The 20,333-nt window shown below is 46.0% G+C and carries 12 protein-coding genes and 3 pseudogenes; 8 read left to right on the forward strand and 7 right to left on the reverse strand.

All coding sequences use genetic code 11. From position 1 onward, the window contains the following. Positions 1-275: 275 nt before the first annotated feature. Entirely contained in the window at positions 276-1,367 is a 1,092-nt protein-coding gene (locus tag RID53_RS11585; RefSeq protein ID WP_446388250.1) for an MraY family glycosyltransferase, read from the reverse strand. A gap of 191 nt (positions 1,368-1,558) precedes the next feature. Next, the gene (gene sipA, locus RID53_RS11590; protein ID WP_446388251.1) at positions 1,559-1,822 is read right to left on the reverse strand and encodes a regulatory protein SipA; all 264 of its coding nucleotides are present in this window, start codon (positions 1,820-1,822) and stop codon (positions 1,559-1,561) included. An 87-nt stretch (positions 1,823-1,909) separates the two neighbouring features. Between sipA and RID53_RS11595 the strand changes: the two are divergent. Further along, positions 1,910-2,248 (forward strand): annotated as a pseudogene (locus tag RID53_RS11595) (RNA-guided endonuclease TnpB family protein); the annotation flags it as partial. Positions 2,249-2,272: 24 nt separating this feature from the next. Here RID53_RS11595 and RID53_RS11600 read toward each other — a convergent pair. After that, positions 2,273-3,292 (reverse strand): sirohydrochlorin chelatase, encoded by a 1,020-nt coding sequence (locus RID53_RS11600; RefSeq protein WP_446388252.1) that lies wholly within the window; start codon positions 3,290-3,292, stop codon positions 2,273-2,275. A gap of 478 nt (positions 3,293-3,770) precedes the next feature. Here RID53_RS11600 and RID53_RS11605 point away from each other — a divergent pair. From RID53_RS11605 to RID53_RS11615, 3 genes and pseudogenes are all read left to right on the forward strand, one after another. Next, positions 3,771-3,920, forward strand: a pseudogene (locus tag RID53_RS11605) (ISKra4 family transposase); the annotation flags it as partial. Between the two features lie 123 nt (positions 3,921-4,043). Continuing rightward, entirely contained in the window at positions 4,044-4,322 is a 279-nt protein-coding gene (locus RID53_RS11610) for a hypothetical protein (protein ID WP_446388253.1), read from the forward strand. A gap of 123 nt (positions 4,323-4,445) precedes the next feature. Continuing rightward, positions 4,446-5,054, forward strand: a pseudogene (locus tag RID53_RS11615) (IS4 family transposase); the annotation flags it as partial. A 120-nt stretch (positions 5,055-5,174) separates the two neighbouring features. On the opposite strand, the gene RID53_RS11620 reads toward RID53_RS11615, so the two are convergent. Then, on the reverse strand, positions 5,175-5,612 hold the full coding sequence (locus RID53_RS11620) for a hypothetical protein (RefSeq protein WP_446388254.1): 438 nt from the start codon (positions 5,610-5,612) through the stop codon (positions 5,175-5,177). A gap of 391 nt (positions 5,613-6,003) precedes the next feature. Here RID53_RS11620 and RID53_RS11625 point away from each other — a divergent pair, with 391 nt between their 5' ends. Next, entirely contained in the window at positions 6,004-11,514 is a 5,511-nt protein-coding gene (locus RID53_RS11625; RefSeq protein ID WP_446388255.1) for a PAS domain S-box protein, read from the forward strand. A 621-nt stretch (positions 11,515-12,135) separates the two neighbouring features. Here the strand turns inward: RID53_RS11625 and RID53_RS11630 are convergent. Next, positions 12,136-12,285 carry a hypothetical protein gene (locus RID53_RS11630; RefSeq protein WP_157453004.1) on the reverse strand — a complete coding sequence of 50 codons (150 nt, stop codon included), beginning with the start codon at positions 12,283-12,285 and terminating at the stop codon, positions 12,136-12,138. Positions 12,286-12,439: 154 nt separating this feature from the next. On the opposite strand from RID53_RS11630, the gene RID53_RS11635 reads away from it, so the two are divergent. Then, positions 12,440-15,424, forward strand: coding sequence for a tetratricopeptide repeat protein (locus RID53_RS11635; protein ID WP_446388256.1), 2,985 nt, complete (start codon positions 12,440-12,442; stop codon positions 15,422-15,424). A 546-nt stretch (positions 15,425-15,970) separates the two neighbouring features. On the opposite strand, the gene RID53_RS11640 is transcribed toward RID53_RS11635, so the two are convergent. Continuing rightward, on the reverse strand, positions 15,971-16,552 hold the full coding sequence (locus RID53_RS11640; protein ID WP_446388257.1) for a Uma2 family endonuclease: 582 nt from the start codon (positions 16,550-16,552) through the stop codon (positions 15,971-15,973). Positions 16,553-16,710: 158 nt separating this feature from the next. Continuing rightward, positions 16,711-17,553 (reverse strand): YaaW family protein, encoded by an 843-nt coding sequence (locus RID53_RS11645; RefSeq protein WP_006098602.1) that lies wholly within the window; start codon positions 17,551-17,553, stop codon positions 16,711-16,713. 82 nt (positions 17,554-17,635) lie between these two features. On the opposite strand from RID53_RS11645, the gene RID53_RS11650 reads away from it, so the two are divergent. Both RID53_RS11650 and RID53_RS11655 read left to right on the forward strand, forming a co-directional pair. Then, on the forward strand, positions 17,636-18,712 hold the full coding sequence (locus RID53_RS11650) for an NAD(P)/FAD-dependent oxidoreductase (RefSeq protein WP_446388258.1): 1,077 nt from the start codon (positions 17,636-17,638) through the stop codon (positions 18,710-18,712). A gap of 380 nt (positions 18,713-19,092) precedes the next feature. Next, positions 19,093-19,950 (forward strand): hypothetical protein, encoded by an 858-nt coding sequence (locus tag RID53_RS11655; RefSeq protein ID WP_446388259.1) that lies wholly within the window; start codon positions 19,093-19,095, stop codon positions 19,948-19,950. The last annotated feature ends 383 nt before the right edge of the window (positions 19,951-20,333 follow it).

The raw sequence follows: 20,333 nt of genomic DNA on the forward strand, positions 1-20,333 counted from the left end.
TTTTATACTACCCCCCTCTTGTATCCTGAACTTTTCGCCGACAACAGCACCAAATTTTCCCTCGACAGAGGGGTGAAACCATTGCCCATTGCCCATTCCCTATTCCCTCTCCCCACCACAAGACTTATTCAGCAGCCCCTACGTAGTTTGACGAATGACGAATGACGTAGCTTGCTTCTCAAGGGAGCGAGTATGACGAATGACGTAGCTTGCTTCTCGCGAAAGCGAGTTCCCCACCGTTAACTTTAATTGTCCCCACCTACTTATTAGCCTTTTTATTTCGCCTGTAGTCTTTGCCAAAGGGTAAAACTCAGAAGAATAATTATACTACCACTTGTAACAATAATCACCATTGAGGTCATTCCTTGCAGTTTCATCGCCAGTCCGTTACATGCCAACGTCACCCCCCACAGGGTAAAAGCCGCATGACGTTGAGAAAAACCCCAAGCTAGTAAGCGGTGATGTAAGTGATCTTTGCCTGGAGTTTTCAGCGGGTTTTTTCCCGCCATGAGTCGCCGCACAAATACCTGAGTCGTATCTAGCACAGGCAATAATAAAAAGAATGCGGGCGGTACTAGAGCAAATACCGTCGTCACTTTCAGGTTGCCTAAAATACTGGTTGCAGCTAGCACATAGCCAAAAAAGTAAGCCCCCGCATCTCCCATGATGATTCGGGAGGGATAGAAATTGTGTCGCAAAAATCCCAGTGCAGCACCTCCTAAGGCTGCCAAAAGTAAGGTGGCGGCGGCTCTGGTTTCAAACTGCGCCGAAACTGCCAACAAACTCATGGCGGTAATGAAGCTGATCCCACCCGCCAAACCATCCATTCCATCCATTAAATTAATCGCATTGGTAATTCCCACCACCCACAACCAGGTCAACACAATGGAGAATATTGGGTCAATGGGAGTGCCAAAAGGCGTTTCGATACGGATATCGCTGGCAATCAGCAAGAGGGCGGTAAGGGTTTGACTAAACAGGCGTACATACGCAGGTAGACCAAATTGATCATCGATAAAGCCCACGAGGACGAGGATTGAACCACCGAGCAAAATCGTCAGCACTTGGGCTAAGACGCCTTCGATGACAATGGGTCTTAATAGAGTAGCCAGGACTAGCGCCGCTATGACACCCGCATAAATTGCCAATCCACCCGCGTTGGGTAGGGGTTCTTGATTGAGTCGTCGGGCATTCGGTTGATCCGCCCAACCCACTTGCAGTGCAAATGAGCGTACTGCTGGAATCAAACACCAGGTTACCCCCCAAGCTAACCCGAAGGTGAATATAACTGCTAGCCAGCCACTGCCACTAGGGTTAGCAATGCCGAGAGACTCTAGGAAGCTGTACAAATCTATCTCCCACTTCACGCTCAGACTGCCAATTATTATTATTCTCAACTGTACAGGAATCAATTCGGTAAAGTGCTACTGCAATTTTGGATATTGATTCGGTGTAGTAGTACTTACCGGAAACCATTGTATTGATCCGGGTTATTGTCGCTCATACTGAATTCAGGTAAACAAGGCTCCAAGGCAGAAGGTAGAAGGCTCGGAGCCAATTATTCGGGAGAGGATGAGGGCGGATGGGGATCAGACTGCTGATGACTCTCTACTGTCTCAAGGTATTGACTATCCAGCAAAAAAGCGCCTTTAGAAAAGCGCACTCCCCAAAATCCTCCGGGACGTCGATCAAGAATCACCCCTTCTTCGCCAATGCTAATCACATCCGGGGGTCGCAGCATGGGCATAGGTTCGGCTGTTTTAACATAGCGGGGTAGGGCAATGAGGCGAACGCGATCGCCAACTTTAAATTCTTTGGACATAATACTTCAGTTGGGTAACAGCTAATCCGTTCTTAGCTTACGTTGAGATCTTGCCACACTGATCATAAATCTGTAGGGGCGACCCGCCGTCGACTGAAAGTGCTACAACATCGGTTAGCGAAGAAGCACAAATGTTCCAAGAATTACGAAAAAGCTAGGAAGAGAGTAGAGAAACAACATAACCATATCGCCTTCAAGCGGAAGGATTACCAGTATAAGCTTGCCCATAGGCTTTGCGATATGGCGGATACCATCAGAGATATCGCTTCGGCTCAAGAAATTTGTAATCGTGGAATAGAAACGTATCCAGGGACTCTGGAAAAGCAAGAAATTGGCTCTCAAGTCGAGGTGTCGGGGGCTATGTGCCTAGATAACTGGCGCAGGGGAGCAATGCCCAGTCGTGAGGCTGGGAAGCCCACAGCATAATCTCCGATTTGCTGTGGGAGGATGTCACGGAACTTGCCAAATGCGCTGATGGTAAGCTTCAGGTTCAGCGTAAGGATCAGGAGGGGACTCCGAGTGATTGTGGTGGTGATGGTGATGATCATGGTTATGACCGTGATCATGGTCATGATGGTGACCCGTATTATCCCCCACTGCCGCTAACCGGAACTTACATAGTTCACAATTCATTTGCACCTGTCCCAGTTGCGTCTCGATTTCTCGTTCCCGCAATACCGAAAGTAATTCCGGTTGAATACCCATTTCCGGTAAACAGGTCATAGAAATGTCCGGATATTGCTCCTGCTGCTGTGCGGTAATGTCAAATATTTTTTTCACCAGCACCCCAGTAAACAGGAAATACGGCAGAACGATAATCCGCTTAGGCTGGAAAAGTCGAGCGCGATGGAAGCCTTCCTCTAAACGGGGATGAGTAATCCCAATAAAGCAGATTTCCACCGTTTTGTAGCCACTGCCTTCCCAGAGCAGACGCGCTAATTTGTAAACATCACCATTAGCATCGGGATCACTAGAACCGCGACCAACGACCAGCAGCACCGTTTCACTTCTGGGAATTGAGGACATGGGACTGTTCTCTGATGGTTGATCCAGTTCAGCCAGTCGCCGATGCCATAAGTCTAGAATTGCCGGAGTAATGCCAAAGTGACGCCCATAATGGAATCGAATTTGCGGATGTCTGGCTTTAGCGCGGTCTAACTCGTTGGTGACATCAAATTTATTATGTCGCGCCGCAAACAGCAAAATCGGCAGCACCGAGAATTCTGTATACCCTTGTGCCACACATTGGTCTACACCCTCCTGAATACTGGGAGCAGTTAATTCCAGAAAACAAGGAACAACCGGGCGAGACGAGTCTAACCCTTGGTAAGCGTGGGCAAAATCCAGAAACCCTTGACGCCCCTGCATATCCCGGCTACCGTGACCAATCATCAACAGGGGGCGGTTAAGGGGGAGTGGTGGCAAAGAAAGTGAATCTGGGGTGGAATGAGTCGTGTCTACAGTCGGCATTAAAATTAAGCTCCCTTCCCGTGCGAGGCGGGAATATAGGGTGGACAAGCAACAGCTAGGTATTCTGGCTTAGGTGGAATGTCAGCGAGGTTTGTAGTTGCGCTTTAGCGCCATCAGCGTAGAAGCACCGACAACAAACCCTGAAAGAGCTTGCCATTTCAACCTTGACAGTTGCCGCACAGCCCCGGACTTACACCGGAGTTTCCCTAAACTGTTGCCATTCAATTGTGCCTTGATATCTTATCCGATTCGTCAACCCGTCAAAATCCAGGGTAGGGGGGTTTTCTCCGCTAACCTCAACTGAGATCGGGTATCAGTCGTCGTAGGGTGAGGAGAGCGCAGCGTAACGCACCATTCGTAACGCACCACTGCTCAAGGCATCGGTGGGTTACGGCGGATACTTCACTGAAAGGTTATTGTCTTGATTAAACTCCCGCCTAACCCATCCTACGTGATCCATCTAATTTGATTGAATCCGCTTTGTTCAATTGGCAGCGGAGCCGTCGAGTCAGCCGTCAAACAAATTAGCCATCGTGTTAAACTAACTGGCGCCCAGTGGCTCAAAGAAAACGTGGTTAACATTTTACAACTTCGTTGTGCTTATTTAAACGGTCAACTGGCTATTTAATGCCAACTTCCCTAATTATTAAGCGCATTTTTACAGAGAATTGATATAAGGACTTGAAGTACCGCCCATTTTTGATAAATTCGCGAGTTAGAATGGCGAATATATCATCATGGAGATAGAAAAATGGGCAAAAGGGTTTCCAGAAAGTCACAACACGATAAGCTGGAAAGAATAACTCGTTTACAGACGGCAATTGCTAGTCTTGAATCCTACCAAAGTTTCTTTGAGCGTCAAGGAAAACTCGCCCCAGCAGATGCTTGGGTAGCACGTTATCAAGTCCGACAGTCACAAAAAGTTTACTGGTACTACAAACTACAGGCTAGTTCACCCACTTTCACAACCACAAGTGACACACACAAGTTAAGTAAATATAAGCACTTAGGTAAGGCTGGATGTGAATGACTATATATTTTTTATTCATCAAAGAACTCTAGGAGAACTTAGGTTGAGAACGCTCACTCTCAATTAGGATACACAGACAAGGTCAACTCGTCAAAGCTGACTGGACAGCCCACTACCACCGTAGAATTACAACCCCCCAATACTCATCCACAGCGTCAACACCTTCAACCTGTCTGTGTACAGGTGATTCAAGCACTTGAAGTTGACCCACCCCCAGGTGTGGAACCCGTTAATTGGTTACTTCTAACCACCTTAACCATCAATTGCTTTGAGGATTTGGTGCAATGTAACGAAAGGTACTCTTATCGTTGGTTGATTGAACGTTATCATTATGTTCTCAAGAGCGGTTGTCGCATAGAACAACTGCAATTGGAAAGTGCAAATCGCATTCATCGAGCTTTGGCTACCTACACTATCGTCGCTTGGCGCTTATTATGGATCACCTATCTAGCCCGTTACCATCCTGATCTGCCTGCCGACACTATTTTAGAAGCCTATCAGTGGCAGAGTCTCTATTGCACGATTCATCATCACTCTAACCCCCCTGACGAACCTCCCAATTTAAGAGATGCCGTGCGTTGGATCGCCCAACTCGGTGGGTTCTTAGCCCGTTCTCATGATGGCGAACCGGGGGTTAAAACTATTTGGCAAGGTCTGCGACGACTCCATGATATTGCCCAGAAAGAGGCTTTTACTTTCCCCCAAAACTACTGCTTTTGTCAAGGGAATTAATGTTAAGAAAGATGTGAGTAATGCATAGCTTCAAAAGGGGGGAACGAGGGGGGTTGGGAGAGGGGCTGGGGGTGAGGGCTGGCTTAGTATGTCGGTTTCAGGGCGCACGTCGGTGCGCCCCTACTCACCTGGTAAGGATTTGGAATCGGAGGGTTCTGTATATTGACAGAAAATATTTAACCCAATCTTGAGAATATACAATACCACCACGGTGGCGATCGCAGGATCAAGGGGTAAACCCGCTAATCCTACCAAATACACGATTAATCCCGTCAGCAAGGGTGTACTTCTGGGATTCTTGCTATACTCCTGTACCTTAGTGCGAAAGCTATCATCACCACACAATTCCTGACGCAACTGGTTCAGCGTTACTTCCCACAGGGATTTGTCCGGAAAATCCGGTATCGTATCATATTTCTGGAAATACAGTTCCTTAAACGATGCCTCAATATCCCCATTATGGTCTTTGAGAACTGCGATCGCGTCCTGGGCGGGATCATTGTTGGGTAATATTGCTTGATAGGAATTCAGTTGGGAGGGGGTGAGTTGAGTATTCATACTGTCTACACAGGCTCAATTAGGAACGCAACCGGAAGTCTGGCACTATAGGGAGATCATGATCTGGTATCGATTGTAGCCTGAGACATTCATGAGTGCGATCGCGAAAAGTCATAACCGCTAATATGGATACTTTTGCCAATTCTTTCTTTGTGAATTACCAACCTGCGCCCCTAACACCTGTAAAATCTATGCCAAAATTTTAGCTACACTACGCCAGTCGTCTGCGATGCAAACCCTTATGGCGCTAAAGCGCAACTACGAGCAATTCCCAAAATTGTATGCTGAAAAGGGAGAGGATAGTACACCTCTATCCCAAAATGGTCACATCTGCGACCCCTGATTCGACTTTATGAGTTAATCCCTTATCGCTGATTAGTTTAGCATCCCTATGGCATCCGCTCCTCATCTCCCGAATCAACCTTGGTGCTTCCACTGTCCCCAACTTGATGATATCCTCGATCGCACTCCGGTTACGGTGACGCTGGATACGCCTGTGGTTGAGGTTTTGGCGCGAATGAGTCAGGTGCAGGGAGGCTTCTGTTCCCAGGATGGAGAAAAGACGCTAGAATCCCCGGAGAATCCCTTACTGTCTCCTTCTACTAGCTGTGTCTTAGTTACTCAGGGAACCAAGCTTGTGGGTATCTTTACTGAACGGGATGTGGTGCGCTTAACGGCGCAGGGGCGCAATTTGGCGGGGGTGAGTATTCGTCAGGTGATGAGTCCCCCAGATTATCGCCTCAAATCGAGCGAGTTTCGAGATGTTTTTAGCGTTCTAGGTATTCTTAAACAATACCAGATTCGTCATCTGCCTGTGGTGGATGATCAGGAACAATTGCTGGGTTTAATTACACTTTCCACCCTGCGTTCGGTGATTGAACCCTCGCATCTGCTGAAACTGCGAACCGTGGATGAGGTGATGAATAGGACGGTGATTCAAGCAACTGTCGATACCTCGGTTCTCAAACTAGCACAGTTAATGGCACGACATCGGGTCAGTTGTGTGGTTATTTGTCAAGCTGACTGTTCACGGAAGAGGGAGAATTCAAAGCCTCTCTCCTTGCAGGAGAGAGGTTTGGAGAGAGGTTTTCCAGACCCCGTAAAAAGTAAGATATGTCAAGACTTTCCGGAAAAAAATCAACAAACACCATTAGGAATTGTCACCGAACGGGATATTGTTCAGTTTCAAGTCTTGGGCGTTAATCTGAGTGGATTACAGGCACAGGATGTGATGAGTCAACCCCTATTTTGTCTGCGTTCCACAGATAATCTTTGGCACGCCCATCAGGAAATGCAGCGTCGTTATGTGCGGCGATTAGTTGTCACGGATGATACAGGAGAACTATTGGGAATTGTTACCCAAACGCGGTTGCTGCACGTTCTTGATCCGATGGAAATGTATGGCGTAATTGACCAACTCCAGCAAGTCATCGGTCAGTTAGAAGCGGAAAAGATTGAGTTATTAGAAAGTCGCAATACTCAACTGGAAGAATTAGTCCAATCCCGCACCGAACAATTACAAAAACAGGCAGAACGGGAACATATTTTACGGTCGATTGCTCAACGGATTCGCTGCTTCCTGAAACTGCCGGATATTTTCCAAGCCACAGTTCAAGAAGTGCGGCAACTCCTTCATTGCGATCGCGTCTTGGTTTATCAGTTCGCTGAGGATTGGAGTGGGGAGATTGTAGCCGAATCGGTGGGTGAGTTTCCCTCGGTTCTCGGATCACAAATTCGTGATGCTTACTTCCAACAAACTAAAGGGGCTGACTATCTGAATGGGCGGCGTCAGGTGGCGCATAATATTTATCATCAAGGGCTAACTCCCTGTCATTTAGAACTCCTGGAACAGTTTCAAGTCAAAGCCATTCTCACGGTTCCCATTATTATTAACGAACAACTTTGGGGCTTATTAGTTGCCCATCATTGTGCCGCCCCGCGTCAATGGGAACCTCAGGAATTAGACTTATTAGAACAACTCAGCGTGCAAATCGCGATCGCGATTCAACAAGCGAATGCTTTTTCCCAACTCCAAACGGAACTGGCGGAACGGCAAAAGGCAGAACAGTTGGCAAAGGCGACGCAAGAACGACTGCACTATTTACTCTCGGCGAGTCCCACGGCAATTTATAGTCGCCAGTTTATTCCCCCCTATCAAACCACATTTATTAGTGATAATATTACAGCCCTGATTGGCTATACGCCAGCGGAAATCCTGGAACAACCCGATTTTTGGTTAAATCATATTCATCCTCAAGACTTACCCACCGTACTCACCGGATTTGCTCAACTGTTTCAGCAAGGCTATTCGATTCAAGAATATCGGTTTAAACAGAAAAATGGAGAGTATCTTTGGCTACAGGATGATTGGAAACTGATTCGCAATGACCAAGGGATTCCCCAAGAAATTATTGGCGCATGGCTGGATATTTCCCATCGGGTACAGGCGCAGGAACACGCCCAAACCAGTGAGAAACTCTTAGAGTTATTCTATGAATCTGCACCGGTAGGCTTATGTATTACTGATGAACAATGGCGACTGGTACGGGTTAATCCCGCCTTCTGTCAACTGTTTGCTTATCCCCGTGATTATTTATTAGGACGATCCTTAACCGAATTCCTTGACCCCCATCATTCCGGTGAATGGCAGGTACGGCGTCATGATGGTAAATTTATTGATATTCAGGTTACCACTGGACCGATCATGCAACAAGGAGAACGCTGTTTGCGGGTAACCACGGTTACAGATATTACCGAACGCAAAAAAGCCGAACAAGCGATTCAATCCATGGCGGGACAATTGTCTACGGTGATTGATACCGTGGGCGAAGGAATTACCCTAAGTAATAGTCAGGGGAAATTCCGTATCTTTAATCATCAAATGCAGCAAATTACGGGCTATACCCGCCAAGAGGCAAATCGTTGTGAGAATTTCATGGCGAAACTGTATCCTGATCCGCTTCTCTATCAGCAGATGAAGCAATGGCAAAAAAGTCCCAGTAAGAAGCGCAAACTCCGCACCTTTGAAACAACATTTTACGATAAAAACGGCGTCCAGAAAACCCTACTTGTCTCCCATTCGATTATTCACCAAGACAACCAACTCTTGTTTTTAAGCGCCTATCGAGATATTAGCGATTGCAAACAGGCTGAAGAATCGCTGAAACACTTAAATGAAGCCCTAGAAAAGCGGGTGCAAGAACGGACAACGGCGTTAGAACAGACAGTGGAACAACTGCACCGAGAAATTAAGGAACGCCAGCAAACAGAATTAGCTTTGCAAGATTCCCATCGCAAGATTAATAATATATTAGAAAGTATTACTGAAGGCTTTTTTGCCCTAGACAAAGATTGGCGGTTTACCCACTTCAACTCCCTTTTAGCCCCCTTAATTAATCATCCCGTATCGGATATGATTGGCAGATGTATCTGGGAGGAATTTCCCGACGCCATGGGAACGAAATTTGAAACCATCTATCGCCAAGCAGCGCGAGACCAAAAACCAAAGGCGTTTGAGGAGTTGTATACACCGACAAATACCTGGTTTGAAGTGCGAGTCTATCCCTCAGAAGACGGGTTATCGGTCTATTTTCGGGATATTAGCGATCGCAAAAAAGCAGAACTGGCGTTGCAAGAGAGTCAGCGATTCATCCAACGGATTGCGGATACGAATCCGAATGTGTTATATATTTATGATATCGCCGAACAACGTAATATCTATATTAACCGTTCCGTTGCTCAAGTGCTGGGTTATAGCCCGGAACAGATTCAGCAGATGGAATCGAAACTGTTTGAATCGCTAATGCATCCCGATGACTTAGCCCACATTTTACGCCAGCATCAACGCTTTGATACGGCAAAAGATGGGGATATTATTGAATGTGAGTATCGGATGCGCCATGCGGATGGTCAATGGCGTTGGTTATATAGTTGGGATACAATTTTTACGCGCACATCTGAGGGAAAACCGAAACAACTTCTAGGTACAGCGTCAGATATTACATCGCGCAAACAGGTAGAAGAAACCCTGCGCCAACAGGTGGAAAGGGAACGATTAATCAGTGCGATGTCTCGACGCATTCGCCAATCCCTAAACTTGGAGACAATTCTGACAACGACGGTTGAAGAAGTCCAACAATTACTCATGGCTGACCGAGTATTAGTGTATCAGCTTTTTGAGGATAATCGAGGACGGGTAATTGCGGAAGGGGTAGCCTCAGGATTTCCCCAGTTATTGAATAGTATCTTTCCGGCGGAAGCCTTTCCGCCAACCTGTTATCAGAATTATGTTCAGGGAAAAGTGTATACTTTAGCCGATCGCGATCGCGAAGATGTTCTACCCTGTATGGTAGACTTCATGCGGGAGTACGCAATCCGGGCAAAACTGGTTGTCCCGATTGTGCAACAGGATATCCTCTGGGGATTACTAATCGTCCACCAATGTTCCCATCCGCGAGAATGGCAAACCTGGGAGATTGAGTTACTGTTGTCGTTAGCCACCCAACTCGCGATCGCGATTAAACAGTCTCAATTATACGAGCAATTGCGCCACAATAATGATATCCTAGCGACAACGAATGCGGAACTCGCCCACGCCACTCGGTTAAAAGACGAGTTTCTGGCAAATATGAGTCATGAATTGCGAACGCCGCTGAATGCGATTCTGGGGTTATCGGAAAGCTTACAGGAAGAAGTCTATGGGGAGATTACCCAAAAGCAGCGCAAGTCTCTCGCTACGATTGAAAAAAGTGGTAGACATTTACTGGAGTTAATTAACGATATTCTCGATTTAGCCAAGATTGAATCCGGGAAGTTGGAGTTAAACCTGACAGCCGTTAGGATTAGCCAACTGTGTGATGCGAGTTTATCTTTGATTAAACCCCTAGCCTTAGATAAAAACATTACGTTGACGGGAAATATTGCAGCAGGATTAGGCACGATTCTGGGTGATGAACGACGCTTACAGCAAGTCTTAATTAACTTATTAAGTAACGCGGTGAAGTTTACCCCAGAGGGGGGACGAGTTACGGTGGAAATTCGTAAGCAAGATGGGGGAGATGAGGAAGACAAGGAGGTAAACGCTACATTTAGTCAGGGCGGGTTTTGTTCAAACGTTACTATCAGTAGCGAAAAGAAAATCCCTAAACCCGCCCCTACCAACCATACCCTTGAGGGGGAGGAAGGGTTAACATTCAACACTTCCCCCAATGAGATGCTTTATATCAGTGTCAGTGATACGGGAATTGGCATTGCTAAAGAACATCGGGAGAAACTGTTTCAGTCTTTCGTCCAAATTGATAGTAGTTTATCCCGGCGTCATCAGGGAACAGGATTAGGATTAGCGTTAGTAAGGCGGATTGTGGAATTACATGGGGGATGGGTAACTGTAGAAAGTGAAATTGGAAAAGGGAGTTGTTTTACTGTGAGACTTCCTTGGCGTTCTCATCCAGTGAATCATCCCGTTAATTGTCTAGAGGAAAAGGTGACGTTGGGGTGTAGTGTATCAAACATTGAAGACACAAGTTTACCGCGAACAACGCCTTTAATTTTATTGGCGGAAGACAACGAAGCCAACACCCAAACCTTATCCGATTACTTACAGGGAATCGGCTATGAAATGATCATGGCAAAAGATGGCAAAGAAGCCGTACAACTCAGCCAACGGCGCAAGCCTGATTTGATTTTAATGGATATTCAGATGCCAGAACTTGATGGGTTAAGCGCTACCCAACAAATTCGCGCCAATCCCCGCACCGCCACCATTCCAATTATTGCCATAACCGCATTGGCGATGTCAGGCGATCGCGAAAAATGTTTAGCCGCAGGTGTATCCTATTATATGACTAAACCTGTGAACTTGAAGAAACTAGCAACAATTATCAATGCCTTACTCAACGGATAAGCTGTAATGCATTTAAATTGGGTATTAGTAGCGAGCAAGATGCTCGCACTACAAGGATCTCGCAATTCTTGACATTATGGTTTAAATACCGAACAGCTTAAGCTTATATAAACGATGAATCATGAAATGTTCCATCCTACATTATCAAACCGTAGCGTTAGCGAAGTAACGCACCATTTAACTTTTGATCCCCCTAAATCCCCCTTCAAAAGGGGGACTTTGATTGAGATTAAGTATTGTAGGTTGGGTTGACGCAAGGAAACCCAACAAAATCTAATGCTAAGGTTCATCTAAGTAGTCGGACAAAAGAGAACGGTACTGTATTTAGTTTTGTCAGCCGCTTTTAAACCCTTACTGTTCCCTGTTCCCTAATCTCAACCGTTAAGTTTAATTATGTCCACCTACTTACTACAAATTTTATGGCGAACTTAATCCGGCTTGCAGTTAATTGGATTATAAGCTGTCATGCATTTAAATTGGGGATGGGTAGCGAGCAAGATGCAAAGCCTGCGGCATGGCTTCGCTAAACGCACTACGGCAAGGATTTCGCCATTATTGACATTAAGGTTTAAATGCCGAACAGCTTAGGCTAAGGTTCCCCTACTACGAACGAACACAATACTACCCCTCCTCCCGCGCTTGCTGAAGTAAACAATAAATCGCTAAACCCGCCGCCGCAATTCCTACAAAAGCAGAATAGGTGTACAGAGTAACGACAAATGTACTCACTTCCAAGGTTTTTAGCAAAAGTTCAGAATGCTTCCTGTTCATCACAATCGGGTTGAATTCTTTACTCTTCTATCAAACACCCCCGAATCCCAGGTTTAATCCCAATCCCAACCCACTGGTTAACCACTTTCTCCCAAGTTAGTCCCAACTTAGTCCCAGAGAGGATTATTGCTATTGATATACTGAGAAAAAGATTGTGCGATCGCGCATGTCCAGAGGTACAAAAGTTCATCCCGACTATATCCCCAAGCTGAAACAAGCACTCAGGCGCAATGGCTTCCCGCGTCAGATTGACTTAGCCGAAGCCGTAGACGTATCGAAAAACACCGCATGGAACTTTCTCAACGGTAAACCCGTTGACCACTTAAACTTTCTCGAACTCTGTAATAAACTTGGCTATGATTGGCGAGAGGTTGCCGATTTGGGGGAAAATCCCGAAACCCAAAACGCGCCAAATGTCAATCCCGATTCCCCATCTACCCCATCTCCTGTAGGGGCGGGTTTAGACGCTACCTCAACACCATCAACCGCCAACGCCTCAACAAAACCCGCCCTCACCACCGCAACCACACCAACAAAACCCACATTTAACCCACCATCCCCAAATAACGTAGGGGCGGGTTTAGACGCTACCTCAACCACATCAACCTCCAACGCCTCAACAAAACCCGCCCTCACCACCGCAACCAACCCAAAACCCACATTCAACCCGCCATCCCCAAATAATGTCGGGGCGGGTTTAGACGCTACCTCAACACCATCAACCCCTAACGCCTCAACAAAACCCGCCCTCACCACCGCAACCAACCCAACAAAACCCACATTCAACCCGCCATCCCCAAATAACGTAGGGGCGGGTTTAGACGCTAACTCAATAACATCAACCCCTAACGCCCCAACAAAACCCGCCCTCACCCCTCCCAAAACCCGACTAATTACCAATCAAGGATTCCCCACAATCCCCGTTTGGCAAGGGCGCGATGAACTTCTCACCCGATTAACCGCCAAACTCCGCCAACCGAATACTCCCTTAAAAGTATTAGCATTAATCGGACAAGGCGGAATCGGCAAAACCAGTTTAGCGGTGAAACTACTGGAAACATTAGGAATTGAATTATCCAGCCGCACTCCAGTCACCAATTGTCCCTATCCCTTGGTGATATATTTTCAGGTACAACCGGGAACCAGTTTTGATGACATCACCGAATTTCTGTTACGGGATGGATTCGGGATTGAGACAAGGGAATCGTTACAGCATAGCGAAGAAAAGATTGCCAAAATTATTCAGGGATTCGCCCAACAACCCTGTTTATTCCTACTGGATAACCTAGAAACTATCTTACATCCCGCCAACCATCCCCAAGCCAGACAAGCCATGTCCCCAGAGTGGGGTCAATTCCTCAACGCTTTAGTCTATCAACAGCATCAATGCCAAACCATTATAACCAGTCGAGACATCCCGGCTGATTTCACTGATCCGCGTTATGACAATGCAGAACCGGATTCAGAATTAGTGCATATCGAAACAGTGACGGGTGTGGCGACAAAGGCGGGAGTAGAAATTCTGCGCCAGCGTCATTTACGGGATAAAATAGCGGATTTGCAGTGGGTGTCAGCAAAAGTTGAGGGACATGTTTTTCTATTAACCCAACTGGCGGCGGTAGGAAAAGGGAAACCGGGATATCTACGGAAGCATCCGGAGTTGGTGACGAAAAAGGCTGAACCGATTCTGCGAGAACAATTGATGCGACAAAATGAAGCAGCGCGAGATTTACTGCGTCGAATGTGTGTGTTGCGGGTGGGGATTGATTGTCAGGGGTTAACCTTTTTGCGGTTATATCAAGATAATGATTCCCGGTTCGAGAAGGCTGTACGAATGGCAGAATCGGTGAACTTTACTGAGGAGGAGATTGGCAAAACTGAGGCGATTATTGGGCAATTAGTGGATAGTAGTTTAGTTCAGAGTCGCTATGATGAGGAGAACTGTGAAGTCTTGTATGATTTACATCGGGTGATTGTTGAGTTTCTGCAAGTAGACTATAAACATGAACTGCCCAAGCTATGGAAAATCGCCTATAACTTCTATTCCCTTGTCAAAAAGCCAGATAATCCTCAAACAATAGAAGATTTACGTCCTGTCCTAGAGTATCAACATTTCGCTTTCAAGCTAGGAAACTACAGTGAAGCCTACAAGATACTCGATAATCACCTCAAAAAACACCTGAGACGGTGGGGGTATTGGGATTTGTTTAAAAACTTATATGAACAGTTACAGCCTCATGTTGATGAAGATACAAAAGCCTACTGCTTGATGGGGATAGGAGAAATGTATCGCGATTATGGCAAGCTTGATCAAGCCCAAATATATTTACAGGATGCTTTATCTATTTCTCAAAAGCAACAGAATAAAAGTAATATTGCTAAATCATTAAGTATGTTAGGAGATCTTGAATGTCTTCGGTATAATTCGGAAGAAGCAGAGCGTCTTTATCAAAACAGCTTAGAGATATATAGAGAATTAGGTGATCAACAAGGTAAAGCAATTTCCTATGGTCAGTTAGGAAACATCCATAAAAACCGAAGTAACTGGGAGCAAGCAGAGCAACTGTATCGACAGTATTTGCAAATCATGGAAGAGTTGGATCAGTGTGATGAAATAGCAACGGGTTACGGTTGTTTGGCAGATATCGAGAGCAATCGTGGCAATTTAAATGAAGCCGTTCGCCTGTATCAGCAATCGTTGAAATTAAGGATACAATCAAATAATAAACTGGGAATAGCCGAGTCTTTTGGCTGTATGGGACATATACAACGTGCTTATGGCAACTATGATGAAGCCGAACAACTTTATCAGCAAGCACTCCAAATAATGACGGGATTAGGCAAGGGCGATGGTATTGCGTTAGGAATTTATTGTCTTGGAGCAAATGAACTGGCAAAAGGAAATTTGCCGAAAGCAGAATCACTATTAAAAGACGCTTTAACCAAAATGGAAAAATTGGAAAGAAAACATTATATTGCCAGGGTCAACTATGAGTTAGCAAAACTTGAACGTCAACGCAGTAAGATTGACATTGCCAAAAACTATTACAACACAGCCCATAAACTCTTTGAGCAATTAGGAGCAGGAGCAGTTCAAGATTTGGATGAAATGGAGCGGGAGTGGTTTAATCTTCTCTAGCTTAAGCCCTGAACGAAAGGACTCTACTTTTCGAGAACCGCTATCGCGCAAGCGTCATGCGAACGGGTTGAAAGACTTGAATGTAGTAAGCTTTAGCTTACTTTAGCTTTAAGCCGGAAATTTATTTCCCGGCTATACTTCGGTTAGGGCGCACGTCTATGCGCCCCTACGGGATTGTGATAGTGTTTTCCTCATCAACGGGATGCGATCGCGCTGAAGCGCAACGACGAACGGTGCGATCGCATTCTCCCCAAAATTGTCTTCTTCCATAATCACTGCCTGACAACGGTTTTGAATCATCCTATCTAATGGCGCGATCGCTTTCCCCTAAGCTATTTTAAACTCAATGGGGTAAGCTTGATTTCAGATAGCCCAAAGCTTGCTTTGACCATACGGAGTTGTTTTATTCACTGCTGCTACTGTAGTCTATCAACTTGAAAACCGCTGTAATTTGATAGATTAGGCGTGACTTGTAGTAGGGAACATTAGCCCTATATTCTGTTGGGTTTCCTGTCGTCAACCCAACCTACAATCTATTCCAAAATTTTAGCTGTGCCACACAAATTGTAAATCTAAAATAAAGCCAGGTAAAACATCTTCTCCCGATAACTGTGCTGGATTTTCCAGTATTTCTACCGTTTGTCCCTGGCGATAAATTTCAACCCGGCGAGTGGGTCGATAGAGTAACCAGCCCAGTCTGACCTGATTATCCATATATTCCTGCATTTTATCTTGGGTGTCTTTTAACGTATCGCTGGGTGACATTAACTCCAAAACAAAATCTGGGGCAATGGGGGGGAATTTTTCTTTCTGTTCCTCTGTCAACGCATCCCATCGTTCTCGTTGAATCCAAGCCACATCGGGAGAACGGTTTGCCCCATTGGGTAAGTGAAAACAGGTGGAAGAATCAAAGACTTCTCCCAGGTTCGTTTGTTCATTCCACAAACAAAATCGAGTGGTTAGCTTGGCATTGCGTTTTCCCGTTTCTCCACCTGTGGGGGACACGATGATTAATTCTCCTTTGGCATTGCGTTCAAATTTTACATCGGGATTGACTCGACACAGATGATAAAATTGGTCTTGATTCAGGTGAACAATTGGATTGAGGTTAATCGTAACGGCTGTCATAATAAGACATAAAAGAATTGATCAAGCGAAAGAATAGTTGAGGCGATCGCGAGATTTCCCAGGAATCCGATCAAATCCGCTTCCTTCTGCATAGAGTAAAGACCGCAGAACCTCCAGGGGAGCATTCCCTTTTCAGACTTTTCAGAGCCTGGAAGTGGCTAAACAGGTTCCCAACATTCGCTCCGCAGTAAGCGAATTTGGGCTAATGCTAAGATAGTGGGAATAATCCGACCGTAATTTGTCGCGATCGCACGCCAGCCTAAGTCGGCGAAGAAATAGCCCCACAATACTGGTCCAACGAAAGCAAATAAAGTGCGAGTTGCCCCATAACGTGCTGCATTCGCAGCCATTCCCCGCTTCGCGGTTTGCAGCACCAGGTAATTCTGAAACTGAGTCGCCGCTGCTGCACCTCCCTGAACCGCTGCTTGTTTTGCCACTTGATAACGGGCAAAATGGATGGCAAACTGACGCGCCACCTGTTTGAGAATAATCGGCTTGACAATCGAAGACACCGCTAACGCCGAACCCCCCTTAATCAACAAATCCATGGGATTGTGCTGGATATGCGCTGGTAACGGTTGGGATTGATTCGACTGGGCTAATGAGCGCTGTACCCGCACAGTAAGCGATTTTTGTTCGGCTGGGGGTAATTTTTTCCAGGCGCGACTCATCAGGTTAAGAAATATTTCTGCTTCCAGATCCGTGGTGGATAGTTTTTTAGAATAAGGAATCTTCAGATAACGGCAAACCTGAATCAGCGCTTGTCGGTACGTGAAGTCATTCGTGCGCCCCTTAAGCACAGTCATCCCATCAGCAGCTAAAAAGCGAAACCGTTGCTCTAGAGTATCCAACCACACCTGCCGATCTTGACTTTGAACGTCGATGGGTTCAGGGGTTTGCAGATAGTCTAGGGGATTAAACTGACGACGGAACAAAATTTGTGTCAGTTGTTGTAATTCGTCTTCCGTTGCCAGTTCTAAGGCGCTTCTGAGTTCATCCAATGGTATTCCCTCCAACCCCTAAGCCACTACTGTTCTCTATTCTACCTGTATACTTAGCATCAACCGGACAGGAGAATCTGTAGTGTTTGATATTGCGATTATCGGTGCAGGTATGGCAGGACTGATCTGCGCTCAACAATTGTACCAAGCTGGGTATCGAGTTGTTGTCTTAGAAAAGTCTCGTGGTGTTGGTGGGCGAGTGGCAACTCGGCGGATTCAGGGAACCCCTGTGGATCATGGTGTGCCGTTTCTAGAGGCGAAGGGCAAGTTATCCCAGCAGCTAATTGAGACATTGTGCGATCGCGGCATTCTTCATCGTTGGATGGATAATCAAGATGAGTCTGAATGTTCCTCTCCTCGATATATCGCTCCTACTGGCATGACAGCCGTTGCCAAATATCTGGCTCAGGGTTTAGATATCCGCTTCTCCTGTCGCGTCCATGCGATCGCGCCTACCCCTGAACAAACCTGGCAGATTACCTATCATACACCTGAGGAAACTGACAACAACTTAACCGCCGCCGCCGTGGTTATGGCGATTCCCGCCCCCCAAGCGTTAACAGTGCTGGAACCCCTAGAAAAAGAGTTCCCCTCAAATTTCTTAGAGAGTCTACAGACAGTAGACTTTAATCCCTGTTTGAGTGTCATGGCGGGTTATTCCAGCCCCCAGCAACCGCCATTAACATCAGGCTCGATCAACTGTTCACCCGATGCTAATTTAGCTTGGATTGGTATAGATAGCAGCAAACGGTCTAATTCGACTTCATTAATCTGTGTGCTTCATAGTACGGCTGAATTTGCTCAACATTATCTAGAAGCTGCCGATTTACAGGAGGCGGGTCAACAGTTACTCACTCACGCGGCTCAAATCCTCGTTCCTTGGCTCAAGACTCCGGATTGGTTCCAAATCCATCGCTGGCGCTATGCCTTTCCCAGAACTCCCGCCGATAAAGATTGTCTGGTGACAACTACACCCTTACCCCTCGTCTGTTGTGGCGATTGGTGTGGGCATAATTTAATTGAAAGTGCGATGAAGTCGGGATTAGCCGCCGCCGTTAAGATAAATCAACAATTGCGGCAACTTTCCTTACCCGATCAAGTCATAAGTGTTGTCGGGGCAGGTTTGATTACTATCCTTTCTTGTTTCACCCAGATATGACTCAACCTGCCCAGTTCGGTAAGGGCGGGTTTCCGAAAAAAACATGATGAAATTTTCTCTCGGTGAAAATAAATTTATTGGGGGTTTATACCCTGAATAAATTCTTCATAAAAGCTTTATATACAATTAGCGAAATTTATATTAAATTAAATAAAAGAGAGAGCAAACTCAACTCAAGTACATAAAGCCTTCATCTATCCGATGAACTTTATACGGCTCCAATGAATTGCTCTTTAAGATCAGGTGCGCTACAACTTCATACTCCTTTCGGGGTTGGAGCCGTCAATTCATAAACAGGGGTAATCTGCAAAACCGTTGAAAACGGCTGATACACCTTAGGTATCACCACAAACGCAGGTAACTTTTAGAGGGAACTACCAATGACAACCAGTGCAACTGCCATCAAATTCATTCTTACACCCGTAGCACTTTCAGCCGCCGTATTTGCAACCTTGACTCTACCCCTCAATCTATTCGGTTCCAAACCTGTGACGGTTCAAGTTCAAGAAGAGCCGCTTTTTTTTGGCGAATTGAAAGACTTTGCACCTCAGTATCTAGGGGTAGCGGGCTTACTGAGCGCAGGGGTGGGACTCACAAGTGTAGCCATGATGGGGTGGCAACAGTCAAATCGGAAATCGGCTGTCGTCGAACAAAAACTTGCCCAATTAACCCAGACATTAGACGAAAAGCAAAAACTGCTGGATAACATCAGAAGCTCACAATCTCAGTTAGATGCGTCTGGGCTACAAAACTGGTTGGATAAACAGGCGACAGAATTAACCAGTACCCCAGTAAATCAAGACACTCAGACACCTGCACCCGTAAACGCGATGGAGCAAGACACTCCAGAGATAGAAGAAGTGTCCTTACAAACTGCATTAGAGGAACAGATATCGTCTCAAGCGAATTCAGCACCAGTAGATGTGATTGAGACGCCGCCGCCAGTGGAATCTCAGGTTATTAGTGAGCAACCGATTACCTCCGCTCAAGTCAACTCGATGCAAGCACTAGCCGCATCCTTAGCATCAGCTCAAGCTGTTTTCGGCAATACCCCACCCCAAGATGCACAACCGTCATCGCCAACAACCTCAGAAGTTGAGAGAATAGACCATCAACTCGAACAAATGATGGCACAGATTGTCTCGATGCGACAGGCGCTACAGTCAAATCAGTATACTGTTCAAAATACGGTTGAGGAAGATAGCGAACGGCATCATGGTTTAAAGTTAGTCAGTTAGGAAAAAAGGGAGATGGCGTGGCACAACTAATGTGTGGATAACGCTTACATCCAAACACTGTAGGGGCGCACCGACGTGCGCCCGTGTCAACTTAAGGTGAAAACTTTTCCCTGTAAGACTTTGAATTTCGTCGCCTTAATCTTAACCCCCCTTAATCCCCCCGGTGCTTTGGGGGGAAATGTTCCCTCCCCTTGATAAGGGGAGGGTTAGGGTGGGGTAGAGTCAAGGTATTGCTTGGGTTTTTCCGCTTAAGTTGACACCAATGACCGACGTGCGCTCGATTTAATAGTAAAATCTATCCCACAATTTGAGCGTTGTTATATAGCATTACCAAGGCAGGCTAGGACATTTTCTACTGTTCCCCATTCCCTGTTGGGATTAAC

The organism is Coleofasciculus sp. B1-GNL1-01 (assembly GCF_040220235.1).
In the GTDB taxonomy this organism is placed as follows: Bacteria; Cyanobacteriota; Cyanobacteriia; order Cyanobacteriales; family Coleofasciculaceae; genus Coleofasciculus.